The following is a 12689-nucleotide window of genomic DNA, read 5'->3' as shown; positions in this document are numbered from 1 at the left end:
CCTCACCGACAAATATAAACTTTACTTTCATCAATCGTTTTGCCGAAGGTGATTGAGCATGAAAGTCCCTGTTGTTTATCGACCGCTACTTTTATTTCCGGCGGTACTTCATTGGTGCGAATAAAAAGCTGGCTTCCCTGGCCTACCACCCCAATATTGTGTCCATGAATATCCTCTACTTCGTAACCAAACGTCAGCGGTGAACCATCAGGGCGCTGCGCCCGGATATACCAGGGTTTGCGTTGGTCGGTATCAAACCTTGTCAGCACTACCGCTCCGCGGTACGGGGCGGCGCTGCGGCGGTTGCCTTGCAGGTCGGTTTCACTATTGGTGTTAGACACATCCAGCGTCAGGTGGTTTTCACGAAACGGCGTTAAACCGTCGTAGACCACCACACCATTACGGTTGGTCGTACGGTATTTTTGCCCATTTACATAAGCCCCTTCCAGACCCGGTGCATGCATTACAGCAAACGTTTCTGATAATCGATTGGCTAAATTCACACCACCAGACCAGGCCACAAGGCCACCCGAAATGCTGCCGCCAGCTTGCGTATATTTAGACGACTGGCTGTAGCTGCCGTTAAGCGTAGCAACTGGCGCATTCCACGTCAGATTGCCGCCCGCTGTTGTCTCGCTGTCCTGCCGTTGATGACTGAGATTCACCCCATAGTTAAACTGATCGCGACTGCCTGCAGTACCGGAAAGCCCGGTATTGTTAGACGCAAAACCATCATCATCAAAAGTCGTTGAGTTAGACACATACAAATGTCTGCGCGGAGCGCTAATATCATCTCCCCAGTCAAACGGAATGGAGATAAAGATGTTAAAACGTTTATCTTCGTGATGATCTTCATCGTAAGTCTGACTAGCTGAAAAGGTATAGCTAATCCGTTGCCAGCTATTGGAATAACTCAGTTGATAATCTTTGCTGCTACCGCTACGCCCCCAGTAATCTCGCCACAGCGTACTGAGCGAGAATGAACCCCAGCCTTGCGGCAGAGACTGGCTGACGTTGGCCGAAAAACGGCTTTGTTGAATAAATCAGATTTCGGGTAAGTCTCCCCCGTAGCGGGTTGTGTTTTCAGGCAATACGCACGCTTTCAGGCATACCTGCTTTCGTCATTTTGTTCAGCGCTCGTACCAGGGCCATAGCCTCTGCAACCTGACCATCGTAGTCACGCAGCGTCAGTGAACCCCCGAACAGCTGTTTTACCCGGTACATCGCCGTTTCCGCTATCGAGCGACGGTTGTAATCTGTTGTCCATTTCCACCGCGCATTACTCCCGGTCATTCGCTGATTAGCCACTGCACGGTTACGGTCTGCATATTCACCGGGCCAGTAACCCGCACCTTTTCGGGGAGGGATAAGCGCGCTGATTTTCTTACGCCGCAGTTCATCGTGACATAGCCGGGTATCGTAAGCGCCATCGGCGGCGGCTGACCTGATTTTCCGGTGGGTTTGCCGGATTAACCCGGGGAAGGCCTCTGAGTCCGTAACGTTGTTCAGCGACAGGTCAGCGCAGATGATTTCATGTGTTTTACTGTCAACGGCGAGATGCAGCTTACGCCAGATACGGCGGCGTTCCTGGCCATGCTTTTTGACTTTCCACTCGCCTTCACCGAAGACCTTCAGCCCGGTGGAATCAATTACCAGGTGTGCGATTTCACCCCGGGTGGGCGTTTTGAAACTGACATTAACCGACTTTGCCCGCCTGCTGACACAGCTGTAATCCGGGCAGCGTAGCGGAACGTTCATCAGAGAAAAAATGGAATCAATAAAGCCCTGCGCAGCGCGCAGGGTCAGCCTGAATACGCGTTTAATGACCAGCACAGTCGTGATGGCAAGGTCAGAATAGCGCTGAGGTCTGCCTCGTGAAGAAGGTGTTGCTGACTCATACCAGGCCTGAATAGCTTCATCATCCAGCCAGAAAGTTATGGAGCCACGGTTGATGAGGGCTTTATTGTAGGTGGGCCAGTTGGTGATTTTGAACTTTTGCTTTGCCACGGAACGGTCTGCGTTGTCGGGAAGATACGTGATCTGATCCTTCAACTCAGCAAAAGTTCGATTTATTCAACAAAGCCCCGAAAAACTGTTCTTACGACCAAAATCATTCTGATAATAATCTGCAATGTCATACACATCGTTTTCATCACGACGGTAGCTATTTTTGTTATTGGCCCAGACATGATCGTTAAACGTGCGATAGTCTTTTGAAGAGTAGCGATACGCCGCTAAGCCAAAACGGGTGGCGGTTTGCGTCAAATACTTGTTGTAGGCAATCTGGTAGCTCTGCCCGTCAAACACATCACCGCTATCCTGCTTACTGTGGGACTGTGTTGCATCAACGGAAATCGCGCCAATACGCGTATTCCAGCCGGTACCCAACGTAAACGCATTGTAGTTATCCGCCAGCATGGTACCGCCGTACAGCGTTAACAGATTATTCAGCCCGTACTGATAGCTCATCTGTGCAAAGTCGGTCTGGTTACTGGCGCCTTCGATATGGCTACGCCCGGCGGCAAAATCATATTTTGAGACACCCGGCTGCAACATATTGGGCACCGCAGCATAGGGCACCAGATAGGTTGTTACCGATCCGTCCGCCTCTTTGATACTGACGTCAAGATCCGCACCGCCACCAGCCAACTGCAAATCAGCAATTGAGAACGGGCCAGGCGGAACCTCTTTCTGGTAAACCACAAAGCCGTTCTGCTCGATGGTGACCAACGCATTGCTTTGCGCAATCCCCTGAACCAGCGGCGTAAAATTCTGCTTTGAGTTTGGCAGCATCTGCATATCGCGATACAACCGTACGCCACGAAAGCGCACAGCATCAAAAATATCTGATGAGGTATACATATCCCCGGCACGCAGAGTGCCCAAAATTTGCGGGATGCCGCGTTCCAGATACAGGGTGTTGCTTTTCCACTCCCCGCTGCTGTCATCGGTTTTGTTATAGCTGGCATCAGAATGCAGCTGCCAGCCCAGCAGGTTTAACCCACTGGTAAAACGCGCATAGGTACTTTTGCTGTTACCAGAATCCTTATAGTCGCTGTAATACTGACTGGCATAATAGGAAGTATAGAAAGCATTGATGCCACGATCCCAATTCTCAGGAGGAACATACCCTTGCTCAAGTTCATCGACAAACGCCTGCGGAACGCTGAGATCCAGACGAAACGTGCCGATATTCCAGGCATAACTGCCCCCTTGCACCACCTGCTTTAGGGTTGGGCATTCATTCTGCTTGTCCAATGCTTGTATATTTATCCCCAGACGCGTTAATGCATCGCGGGATAGACAGGTGTCATCCGGATTATCCTTAACAGTAATATCATACTTACCACGCCACTGTTTATTGACGTAGATGTCAATATCATATTGGCCTGGCAGAGGTTGATTATCATCGAGGCGAAAATCAGAAACTTTCTCACCCTTCATTCCACCCATCATAAAATTTGTATCAAACGTTTCTTCTGCGGCATGGGCATCAATGCCAAGTAGCAACAGTAATACCGCCGAAGCAATCGGAGTCATCCTTAACATAACCAGCTCCTGTTATTTTAGGCTGACGTTATGGCTAATATAATTACCGTGTTCGTCAATAATAGTCATTTTATACTGATTGGCATTAGCACTTTTTAATGCCACGTCTGTGCTGGAGAGCGGTGCAAGCATAATACTTTCGTTATTAATTTTAACATTATTAGCTTTTACTTCCGTCACCGTGACCCAGTTAGCGGCATCATTCTTAATGGAATAAATACTACCGCTACGTTTCATGGAAAGTTTCTGAAATGTACCTCTATTAACTGGGGCAATTCCTTTAGGCCGATAGAATAATTTAATGCGATTCTGCATTGCAAATTTCAATACATTTTTACCAGTACTGTCTGGATTGTTTGGTGGAATATCCAGTACATTAAGATAAAACAAACTTTCTTTATTATTTGGCAACATATTCGGCATTTTTTTAATTTTCAACTGCTGGCCAGAGTCCGCTGCTATCTTAGCCACTGGAGGAGTAAGCATAAATGGTACGTGAATTTTTTCCGGTGGTAACGATGTATATCCATCATCAATCCATGACTGTACCAGTGAAGACCGCACCCCCTGATTCATCAATTGAACCAATACTTCTTTTTTTTCTGCCGGGTAGATAACGCGAGTGCCATAAATCACTATACCAGCATGGACGGGGTGCGTAGATGCAATTAATAAAGCCGTTAGAATCCATTTCATTTCGCGTTCGTCCTTTTTAATAAATTGCCGGTGAAGACACCGGCATAGAAATTTAGTCTGCAGAAACGGAAATGGTTAAAACCGAAGACAATGTCCCTGCGGTTACCGGGATATCAGAATTAAGACGAGCATATTTTGCTTTGAAATCCAGAGTATACTCAATTCCATCATTGGTTTCTTTTGCTGTAAGCTCATTTTTTAGATTACTCTCTTCAGCATCTGTAATTTGCTTATCACCCAATGCTAAATTAAAACCAACACCGTTTGCATCACCAGACGTTTTATTCAGAACTCCGGATGTAAATTGTGCACCAGTAATTCTTACAGTATTTAATTCTGTACCTACTGGACACACAATAACCATTGGTGTTGAATCATCATCCCTCTTTTCGTCACCTACGGTAGCACCAGTAGACAAACCAGAAAAACGTGAAGCATCAATATTTGGCAGTGTAATAGTGCTTTTCGCATCGCTATTTTTAAAATAACAGGAACTATTTTCCACCGTACCATTGATGGTTAACGTGCCAATTTCATTGGCAGCAAAAGCCCCAGCACTCATAAATACAGCAGACAGCACAGCAGCAGAAATAATTGAACGTTTCATAATATCTTCCTTAATAAAATAATTTCTATTTGTTAAGAGGGTTAACTCTTGGATTTAAATTCGCACAACAAAAACGTTATCGCAATGTGAACGCGTTGTTTTGTTGATTTAAAACAAGTTACGAATTGCAATATAATTGCAACAAATAAGTGAAGATAAACACTATTTATACATTTAATAAATTAGCGTTATTAATTGTTGATTTTTATTTGTGATGATAATAAAAAAGCACTCATCATTCATATAAATGATGAGTGCTTAATATTAACGCTGAGATTCTTAGTCTAGTCGTAACGATTTAACACTATTTGCCGCAAAGAATCTCCAGGCACAGAAACGACCTCGGTCACGACACCCTTCGCCGGAACAGGATCCACATGACTGACATTTGAAAGATGAAGAGATTGACCACATTTCTGTTGAACGTTGTTATTCACGACGTCAGCACTACAGGTTGGTTCAACGACTCGCCCACTGATTGTTAAGGTCGCAGTATCGGAAGCGAAGGTAGGGGCGCTCATTCCATAAGTCAGAGCTATAATTCCCATCAGTAAACTTTTTTTCATTTTAATCGTTATTCCTGTGGTTAGCATCAAATAGCATACAGAGGACCTGTTCAGCAGATTATGGGCATAACACCCTATTTGAACCAATTGAAATTGTAGATTAATGAGATAGATTTGATCAATTATAATGATGCATCGAGGTGATTTATTCGGAAAAAGGCATGAATTATAAACGCAGAATGAACAATATCGTAAGATTTTTAAATTTAATATATTCACCGCATCAATAATACATTGATACGGTGAATATCTGTAATGCTATAAATTACACCGCGCGGAAGGCAATCTCGCCCGGAATAACTTCTCCTTGCCAGTAGAGCTGTGCAGCCACTCGTCCTGCCAGGTCGCGGTAAATAGCAGTAAATTCGCTATCAGGACGGCTGATCACCGTCGGCGTACCACGATCGAGGTCCTCACGCAGAGAAATATGCAGCGGCATCTGTCCCAGCAGTTGGGTGTGATACTGTTCCGCCAACTTCTGTGCCCCACCGGTACCGAAGATCGGTTCATGGTGACCGCAGTTGCTGCAAATATGCATACTCATATTCTCAACAATACCCAGTACCGGCACTTCGACTTTTTCGAACATCACGATGCCCTTTTTCGCATCGATCAGCGCGATGTCCTGCGGCGTAGTGACAACAACCGCGCCCGTTACCGGAATGTTCTGCGCCAGTGTCAGTTGGATGTCACCGGTGCCCGGCGGCATATCCAGTACCAGATAATCAAGATCCGGCCATAAGGTTTCCTGCAACATCTGCAGCAGCGCTTTACTGGCCATCGGGCCGCGCCATACCATTGCGTTATCGTCAGTGACCAGATAACCAATGGAATTCGTTGCCAGACCATGAGACATGATCGGTGCCATGTGGGTACCATCTGGCGAGGTTGGACGCTGGTTTTCCGCGCCAAGCATTGTCGGGATAGACGGACCATAAATATCGGCGTCCAGAATCCCCACCTTCGCCCCTTCTGCAGCCAGCGCCAGCGCCAGGTTCACGGCGGTAGAGGATTTACCCACACCACCCTTACCTGAACTGACGGCGATGATGTTTTTCACACCATTAATACCCGGCTGGTTTTTCACGCGTTTCAGCGTCGCGATGTTATGCGACAGTTTCCAGTCGATCGCTTTCGCACCGGTAATACGCAGCAGATCGGCGCTACATTGCTCTTTTAAGTCCTCAAACGCGCTATGCCAGACAAACGGCATGACCAGCTCAACGTGCAACGTGTCATCCATCCAGGCGACGTGGTGCAACGCTTTAAGCGTCGTCAGATTATGCTTCAGGGTTGAATGCTGAAAATTCGCCAGCGTCCCGGCAACCATGGCGCGCAGGGTCTCTGGTGATTTGGCCTGGGATTGTGCGTTCATCCCGACTCCTTTTTGTTGTTCTGAATATACAATAGTCACCAGGTAGTTTACTCCAACCGCAACAATTATTCATTTACGGATAAATGCCCTTATCGCTTGGCGCAGTAATTACCATTTTGGTACTATCAAAGCCCTTTTCACTACAAAAGAAGTAATTGCCCACTATGACTCAAGTCGCGAAGAAAATTCTGGTAACGTGCGCGCTGCCGTACGCCAACGGCTCAATCCACCTCGGCCATATGCTGGAGCACATCCAGGCTGATGTCTGGGTCCGTTACCAGCGAATGCGCGGCCACCAGGTTAACTTCATCTGCGCGGACGACGCACACGGTACGCCAATCATGCTGAAAGCACAGCAGCTTGGGATCACGCCAGAGCAGATGATCGGTGAAATGAGTCAGGAGCATCAGACTGATTTTGCAGGTTTTGACATCAGCTACGACAACTACCACTCGACGCACAGCGAAGAGAACCGTGAGCTGTCTGAGCTGATTTATACGCGCCTGAAGGAGAACGGTTTTATTAAGAACCGTACAATCTCCCAGCTTTACGATCCGGAAAAAGGCATGTTCCTGCCGGACCGTTTCGTTAAAGGCACTTGCCCGAAATGTAAGTCTCCGGATCAATACGGCGATAACTGTGAAGTCTGCGGCGCAACCTACAGCCCGACCGAACTTATCGAGCCGAAATCCGTCGTGTCTGGTGCAACGCCGGTGATGCGTGACTCCGAACACTTCTTCTTCGATCTGCCGTCATTCAGCGAAATGCTGCAGGCATGGACGCGCAGTGGCGCGTTGCAGGAGCAGGTCGCCAACAAAATGCAGGAATGGTTCGAATCCGGCCTGCAACAGTGGGATATCTCTCGCGATTCCCCGTACTTCGGTTTTGAAATCCCGAATGCGCCTGGCAAGTACTTCTATGTCTGGCTGGACGCGCCAATTGGCTATATGGGTTCATTCAAAAACCTGTGCGATAAGCGCGGTGACACCACCAGTTTTGACGAATACTGGAAGAAAGATTCCGACGCCGAGCTGTATCACTTCATCGGTAAAGATATCGTTTACTTCCACAGCCTGTTCTGGCCTGCCATGCTGGAAGGCAGCAACTTCCGTAAGCCGACCAACCTGTTTGTACACGGTTATGTGACGGTGAACGGCGCGAAGATGTCCAAATCTCGCGGCACCTTCATTAAGGCCAGCACCTGGCTGAAGCACTTCGATGCCGACAGCTTGCGCTACTACTACACCGCGAAGCTTTCTTCACGTATTGATGACATCGACCTGAACCTGGAAGACTTTGTCCAGCGCGTTAACGCCGATATCGTCAACAAAGTAGTCAACCTGGCATCCCGTAACGCCGGCTTTATTGCTAAGCGTTTTGACGGCGTTCTGGCGAATGAACTGGCCGACCCGGCGCTGTATAAAACCTTCACCGACGCCGCAGCGGTGATTGGCGAAGCATGGGAAAGCCGCGAATTTGGTAAAGCGATCCGTGAAATCATGGCGCTAGCCGACGTGGCAAACCGCTACGTTGACGAACAGGCACCGTGGGTCGTGGCTAAACAGGAAGGCCGCGATGCCGACCTGCAGGCGATCTGCTCTATGGGTATCAACCTGTTCCGCGTGCTGATGACCTACCTGAAACCGGTTCTGCCAACGCTTGCTGAACGTGTTGAAGCTTTCCTGAACAGCGAACTGAGCTGGGATGCCATTGAGCAGCCACTGCTCGGCCACAAGGTCAACACCTTTAAAGCGCTCTACAATCGTATCGACATGAAACAAGTTGAAGCGCTGGTTGAAGCATCGAAAGAAGAAGTGAAAGCAGCAGCTGCACCGGTTACCGGCCCGCTGGCTGATGACCCGATTCAGGAAACCATCACCTTTGACGATTTCGCCAAAGTTGACCTGCGCGTAGCGCTGATTGAAAACGCCGAGTTCGTGGAAGGTTCCGACAAACTGCTGCGTCTGACGCTGGATCTCGGTGGTGAGAAACGTAACGTCTTCTCTGGTATTCGTTCTGCGTATCCAGATCCGCAGGTCCTGATTGGCCGCCAGACCATTATGGTTGCCAACCTGGCTCCTCGTAAGATGCGCTTCGGCATTTCCGAAGGGATGGTGATGGCCGCAGGTCCTGGCGGGAAAGATATCTTCCTGTTAAGCCCGGATGAAGGTGCAAAACCTGGCCAACAGGTGAAGTAAATCAAACATCTCAAGCGCTGCAACTGCAGCGCTTTTTTTTTGCTACGCAAGTGCTTCCTCTAATCTCAACCCCTGCTCCATTTTCGGACTGCTTCGTTGTTAATATTAGATTTATTCTATACTGCTCTGGTATCAAGGTAGTCTGAGCTCACCAGATTCGTGGACGTTATTATTTAACATCCGATATTCATGAAATGGAGTTTTACATGAAAGCGTTACAAAAATTATTTTTTCTCGCCGTGGCATCGATTGTGGTTTTTTCCCTGGCGGGATGTGGTGATGAAGAAGAGACAAAAACATTCAATGCCAACCTTAATGGTTCTGATATCACCGTCTCTTACACCTATAAAGGTGATAAAGTCCTGAAGCAAATCTCCGAAAGTAAAATTAGCTATGCGTCAGTCGGTGCCAGCAATAAAGAGGAGGCAGCAAAAGTATTCGACGCATTAAGCGCCAAATATCAAAACATTACTGGCATAGAAGAAAAACTCACCTATTCAGATACCTACGCGCAAGAAAATGTCACTATCGATATGGAAAAAGTTGATATAAAAGCGTTGCAGGCTATTTCAGGGATGAAGCTATCTGAAAACGCCGATAAAAACATCAGCATGAAGCAAATGCAAACGGTAATGGAATCGGCGGGTTTTAAAGAAGTGAAGTAAACCATCGGCGACCCGATGTTAATCGGCGTCGCCCATTTTTTCTTTATGGCTTCGCGTTATGTACCCGTGATGTCAAACCACGCAGAAAATAACGCAGGAACTGATCGCCGCATTCGCGATAGTTCTTATGATCAGGTGCACGCATCATGGCGGTAATTTCCGGCATCGACACACGGAATTTCTGCTCGGTCATAATAGCCAGAATATCGTCGGTTTTCAGCGAAAAAGCGATACGCAGCTTTTTCAGCACCGTATTGTTATTAACACGACGCTCCAGCGCCAGTTCCGGTGCAGAATCATCTTTACCACGCAGATGATAAATCAGGCCGTTTAAAAAACCGGAGAGAATGATATCCGGGCAACGAACAAACCCTGCTTCATCTTCTTTTGTCATCCAGGTATCGAAACCTGCGGAGGTGGATTCCATGTCAGCAAGCGCAAGAATACGCACCATGTCGTTATTGTTCGCTTTTAGGGTGTAGCGCAGGCTACGAAGAATATCGTTACTTAGCATAGAGCCTTCAACTGTCGGTGATGCAATGGCGCGCAGTGTATCAGTTTTACAGTCCAATCGCCTCTTTTAGACTTTTAAGATAACGACGACTCACCGGAACGGTCAGTCCGTTACGCAAAATCAGTTCCGCCTGACCGTTGTCTTCCAGACGGATCTCCTGCAATTGCGCCATATTCACCAGATATTGCCGATGACAACGCAGCAGAGGAGTACGGCTCTCCAGCGTCCTGAGCGTCAACTCAGTGAAGCCTTCTTTACCATCGCTGCTCGTCACATACACACCACTCATGCGACTGCTGATAAACGCCACATCATCCATTTGCAGCAAATAAATCCGACTATGGCCGCTGCACGGAATAAACTTCAGTGCCTGCTGATTTTCTGGTAGCAGTGATACATCCTGCTTGGTGCGCTCCTGACGCAAACGGATCAGCGTTTTTTCCAGCCGTGTTTCTTCAATCGGCTTGAGCAGATAATCAAACGCATGTTCTTCGAAGGCTTTCACCGCATACTCATCAAAGGCGGTCAGAAAAACAATGTATGGACGATGCTCAGGATCAAGCATACCAACCATTTCCAGGCCGCTGATTCGCGGCATCTGAATATCAAGGAACAGAACATCCGGACGCAATTTATGCACCGCGCCAATGGCTTCCACCGCATTCGAACATTCACCGACAATCTCGATGTCGCTTTGCTCTTGCAACAGGATCCGCAGATTCTCCCGGGCTAACGGTTCGTCATCGACAATCAGCACTTTGATCATGCCAGTTCCTCCAGAGGAAGTCGTAAAGTGATTCGGGTAAAGCGGTCAGGTTCACACGCTACGCTGATGCCAAAATCATCACCAAACCGCTCGCGCAGTCGTTTATCGACCAGATTCATACCCAGTCCACTGGCTTCTGAGGTTGGCTGATACAGCCCGGCATTGTCTTCGATATCCAGCATCAGATATTGCCCTTCGCGACGGGCGGTAATCGATACTTCACCGGTATCCAGTAACTGAGAAGTACCGTGTTTGATGGCATTCTCCACGATGGGTTGCAGAGTAAAGGCGGGTAATTGCTGATGCGAAAGTTCTTCTGGCACCGTCAAGGTCACCTGAAGACGTGACTGGAATCGTGCCTTTTCAATTTGCAGATAAGCATTAACGTGTTCAATTTCATCGGCCAGCGTCACAATTTCCGACGGGCGTTTTAAATTTTTACGAAAGAACGTCGACAGATACTGCACCAGTTGGCTGGCCTGCTCGCTATCGCGTCGGATCACAGCTTTGATGGTGTTGAGTGCATTAAACAGAAAATGGGGATTGACCTGGGCGTGCAGGAGTTTTATTTCCGACTGCGTGAGCATCGCTTTTTGCCGCTCATACTGCCCGGCCAGAATTTGCGCCGAAAGCAGTTGGGCGATCCCTTCCCCCAGCGTACGGTTGATCGAACTAAAGAGGCGGTTTTTGGCTTCATAAAGTTTGATGGTCCCCATTACCCGCTGGTTTTCACCTCGCAGGGGGATCACCAGCGTCGAGCCTAATTTGCATTGCGGGTGCAAAGAGCAACGGTAAGGAACTTCATTCCCATCGGCATACACCACCTCTCCGGTTTCAATCGCGCGTTGGGTATATGACGATGAAATAGGTTTTCCGGGTAGATGGTGATCGTCACCAATACCGGTAAATGCCAGCAGTTTCTCACGATCGGTAATCGCCACCGCACCGATATCCAGCTCTTCATACAGCACCTGAGCAACCTTCATGCTGTTAACCTCGTTGAATCCCTGGCGCAAAATACCTTCCGTTGAGGCGGCAACTTTGAGTGCTGTGGCGGAAAAAGCGGAGGTATATTTTTCAAACATCGCCCGTTTATCGAGCAAAATACGCATAAATAAGGCGGCGCCCACGGTATTGGTCACCATCATCGGCGCGGCAATATTGCTGACCAACCGAAACGCATCATCGAACGGACGCGCAATTAATAAGATGATCAGCATCTGCACCAGTTCGGCAACAAAGGTAATCGCTCCCGCGGTCAGCGGACTAAAGACTTTATCGGTACGACCACGACGGGTAAGCACGCTGTGCACCAGCCCGCCGAGCAACCCTTCCACAATGGTCGAGATCATGCAGCTAAGCGCAGTCATCCCCCCCATCGAATAACGATGCAAACCGCCGGTAAGACCAACTAAACCGCCAACCACCGGGCCGCCAAGCAGCCCGCCCATCACCGCGCCAATAGCGCGAGTGTTAGCAATAGAGTCATCGATATGCAGCCCGAAATAGGTGCCTAAAATGCAGAAAATGGAAAAAGTAACATAGCAAAGCAGTTTGTGCGGGAGTCGGATAGTCACCTGCATCAGCGGGATAAACAAACGCGTTTTGCTCATGAGCCACGCGATAACGAGGAACACACACATCTGCTGAAGCAGCAGCAACACCAGATTAAACTCGTACATACCCGCCAACCACACATCACTTAAAAGCGCGTAACATACATGGGCTGCGTGTAACTTTCTTTGAAGTGTTG

General features: G+C 48.2%; 10 protein-coding genes and 2 pseudogenes. 2 read left to right on the top strand and 10 right to left on the bottom strand.

The features are described from left to right. Nucleotides 1-2: 2 nt before the first annotated feature. From IB222_RS08130 to apbC, 7 genes and pseudogenes are all read right to left on the bottom strand, one after another. Nucleotides 3-1037: pseudogene (locus tag IB222_RS08130) on the bottom strand (fimbria/pilus outer membrane usher protein); the annotation flags it as partial. A gap of 46 nt (nucleotides 1038-1083) precedes the next feature. Further along, nucleotides 1084-2007, bottom strand: a complete 924-nt coding sequence (locus tag IB222_RS08125) for an IS5-like element IS903B family transposase (protein WP_001118619.1) — start codon at nucleotides 2005-2007, stop codon at nucleotides 1084-1086. 78 nt (nucleotides 2008-2085) lie between these two features. Beyond that, a pseudogene (locus tag IB222_RS08120) lies at nucleotides 2086-3549 on the bottom strand (fimbrial biogenesis outer membrane usher protein); the annotation flags it as partial. Between the two features lie 12 nt (nucleotides 3550-3561). Continuing rightward, the gene (locus IB222_RS08115) at nucleotides 3562-4245 is read right to left on the bottom strand and encodes a fimbria/pilus periplasmic chaperone (protein WP_149385210.1); all 684 of its coding nucleotides are present in this window, start codon (nucleotides 4243-4245) and stop codon (nucleotides 3562-3564) included. A 52-nt stretch (nucleotides 4246-4297) separates the two neighbouring features. After that, a complete protein-coding gene (locus IB222_RS08110; protein WP_008785243.1) occupies nucleotides 4298-4852 on the bottom strand; it encodes a fimbrial protein in 555 nt (184 codons plus the stop codon). A 284-nt stretch (nucleotides 4853-5136) separates the two neighbouring features. Then, on the bottom strand, nucleotides 5137-5418 hold the full coding sequence (locus tag IB222_RS08105) for a DUF2574 family protein (protein ID WP_126317697.1): 282 nt from the start codon (nucleotides 5416-5418) through the stop codon (nucleotides 5137-5139). 265 nt (nucleotides 5419-5683) lie between these two features. Continuing rightward, nucleotides 5684-6793, bottom strand: a complete 1110-nt coding sequence (apbC, locus tag IB222_RS08100; protein ID WP_003027343.1) for an iron-sulfur cluster carrier protein ApbC — start codon at nucleotides 6791-6793, stop codon at nucleotides 5684-5686. A gap of 164 nt (nucleotides 6794-6957) precedes the next feature. Between apbC and metG the strand changes: the two genes are divergently transcribed. Together metG and IB222_RS08090 are read left to right on the top strand one after the other, a co-directional pair. Further along, nucleotides 6958-8991, top strand: coding sequence for a methionine--tRNA ligase (gene metG / locus IB222_RS08095; RefSeq protein ID WP_048224563.1), 2034 nt, complete (start codon nucleotides 6958-6960; stop codon nucleotides 8989-8991). A 206-nt stretch (nucleotides 8992-9197) separates the two neighbouring features. After that, nucleotides 9198-9656, top strand: coding sequence for a YehR family lipoprotein (locus IB222_RS08090; RefSeq protein ID WP_126317696.1), 459 nt, complete (start codon nucleotides 9198-9200; stop codon nucleotides 9654-9656). Nucleotides 9657-9699: 43 nt separating this feature from the next. Here the strand turns inward: IB222_RS08090 and IB222_RS08085 are convergent, their stop codons facing one another. The 3 genes from IB222_RS08085 to IB222_RS08075 are packed head-to-tail and all read right to left on the bottom strand — an operon-like array spanning nucleotide 9700 to nucleotide 12618. Continuing rightward, nucleotides 9700-10170: a DUF1456 family protein gene (locus IB222_RS08085; protein ID WP_003834454.1), complete on the bottom strand. Its 471-nt coding sequence runs from the start codon at nucleotides 10168-10170 to the stop codon at nucleotides 9700-9702. A 46-nt stretch (nucleotides 10171-10216) separates the two neighbouring features. Beyond that, nucleotides 10217-10936, bottom strand: coding sequence for a two-component system response regulator BtsR (btsR, locus tag IB222_RS08080; protein WP_003834456.1), 720 nt, complete (start codon nucleotides 10934-10936; stop codon nucleotides 10217-10219). Beyond that, complete coding sequence (locus tag IB222_RS08075) at nucleotides 10933-12618, bottom strand: sensor histidine kinase (RefSeq protein ID WP_003834458.1); 1686 nt, start codon at nucleotides 12616-12618, stop codon at nucleotides 10933-10935. Before IB222_RS08075 ends, btsR begins: the two co-directional genes overlap by 4 nt. Nucleotides 12619-12689 lie beyond the last annotated feature (71 nt).

Source organism: Citrobacter sp. C13 (assembly GCF_014596815.2).
Classification (GTDB): Bacteria; Pseudomonadota; Gammaproteobacteria; order Enterobacterales; family Enterobacteriaceae; genus Citrobacter; species Citrobacter portucalensis.
Note: the sequence above shows the minus strand (reverse complement) of the source record. Positions and strands in the feature narration are given on the sequence as shown.

Coding starts and splice junctions, on each gene's coding strand:
- IB222_RS08115 (WP_149385210.1), bottom strand. CDS start 4,245: ATGAAATGGATTCTAACGGCTTTATTAATTGCATCTACGCACCCCGTC.
- IB222_RS08110 (WP_008785243.1), bottom strand. CDS start 4,852: ATGAAACGTTCAATTATTTCTGCTGCTGTGCTGTCTGCTGTATTTATG.
- IB222_RS08105 (WP_126317697.1), bottom strand. CDS start 5,418: ATGAAAAAAAGTTTACTGATGGGAATTATAGCTCTGACTTATGGAATG.
- apbC (WP_003027343.1), bottom strand. CDS start 6,793: ATGAACGCACAATCCCAGGCCAAATCACCAGAGACCCTGCGCGCCATG.
- metG (WP_048224563.1), top strand. CDS start 6,958: ATGACTCAAGTCGCGAAGAAAATTCTGGTAACGTGCGCGCTGCCGTAC.
- IB222_RS08090 (WP_126317696.1), top strand. CDS start 9,198: ATGAAAGCGTTACAAAAATTATTTTTTCTCGCCGTGGCATCGATTGTG.
- IB222_RS08085 (WP_003834454.1), bottom strand. CDS start 10,170: ATGCTAAGTAACGATATTCTTCGTAGCCTGCGCTACACCCTAAAAGCG.
- btsR (WP_003834456.1), bottom strand. CDS start 10,936: ATGATCAAAGTGCTGATTGTCGATGACGAACCGTTAGCCCGGGAGAAT.
- IB222_RS08075 (WP_003834458.1), bottom strand. CDS start 12,618: ATGTACGAGTTTAATCTGGTGTTGCTGCTGCTTCAGCAGATGTGTGTG.